Here is a 1,328-nt window from a genome sequence, read left to right on the forward strand (position 1 = left end):
CCTTTGAGGTCGGCACCGGCAGACGGCGTGCCGGCCAGCTTCGACCAGTGCCGGCGCATCGTGAACGCGTCCAGCAACGCCTGGGTGGGGTGCTCGTGGGTGCCGTCGCCGGCGTTGATGACGGCGGCGTCGATCCAGTCGGTCGCGGCGAGCCGGTGCGGGGCGCCGGAGGCCCAGTGCCGGATGACGACGGCGTCGGCGCCCATCGCGGCGAGGGTCTGGGCGGTCGGCAGCGTCACGTAGAGCGCATTGTTGCCGAACGCGGTCCCGGCGTCGAACAGCCCCCGGACGGTGAAGCTCTGGTCCCCGAGGGTGAACGTCGAGCCCACGCTGAGGCCGTTCTTGGTGGCCAGGGTGGTGCCCAGCAGGGCGCCGGTGGACGCGGCGGTGTAGTTGCCCAGGCCGGTGCCCTGCGTCAGCTGCAGGGCCTTGCCAGTGGAGTCCACCTCGGCGCCGATGCCCGTTGCCGTGATGGGCAGCGAGAACGCCGGCGCGGCCTGCGCGGTGCTGCCGGTACTGCCCGAGGTGCTGCTTCCGGAGGCGCCGGTACTGGCTTGGTTACGGTTGCCGAGGGTGCCGGCGTCGACGGCGGCCGTGAGGCTCGTGGTGACGGAGGTGGCCGACTGGCCGCCGGGGCCGCCTTGGCCTGTCCGTCCTGACGCGGCCTCGGCGGCAATGTCAGCGGCGTTGCGCAGGCGCAGGGCCTTGGTGCCGACCACGCTGCTGACGTTGGGGACGGCCGCCGCCGTCGCTGCCTGCGCCGAGGTCAGCGGCTCGCCGCCGCCCTCGAAGCCCTGGCCGCCGGCGGGGTTCACGGTCAGGACCGTGCCCACCGAGGCGTTCAGCTCGGCAACCTTGCCGGTGACGGCCTGGTTGGCCACGAGCAGGGCCAGGGCAAGTCCAATGGCTACGGCCAGCACCGCCACCACAGCGGCGGTCCTGACCTTGTTTCGAAAGGCGTTGCCTACACTCCGGGCAAGAACGCTCACGGTGCTCCTAGTTTTTCTTGGGTGTCTCTGGGGGTATCTCCTGCCGGACCCGATGCCCGGCGCTGGTCCCACAGTGGTACGGGCCGCTGTGCGAACCTCCCCGCAAAGCTATGTCTCCGCTGTGAAGCGCCTCGCCGCAGGCAAGGTCACCGCCAAGGTCCCAGCCGGCGCACCACCGCCAGCGCATCACGGCCAACGCAAAAGCCCCGGCCCTCCCTTGCGGGAGAGCCGGGGCTCTGTACTCTGGCGCGGCCGGTGAACCGGACGCCCAGATAAGGAACTACTGCTTGGTGATCGGGCCGAGGACCGGATCGTTCTCGTACGCCGTGTGGACGTTGT

Annotated in this window: 1 protein-coding gene; it reads right to left on the minus strand. The window is 70.9% G+C overall.

The window, feature by feature from the left end; translation table 11 throughout:
* On the minus strand, positions 1-989 hold a 989-nt coding region (locus LQV45_RS33045), incomplete at its 3' end, for an ABC transporter permease (protein WP_374208364.1).
* Positions 990-1,328 lie beyond the last annotated feature (339 nt).

Source organism: Microbacterium sp. Bi128 (assembly GCF_918698205.1).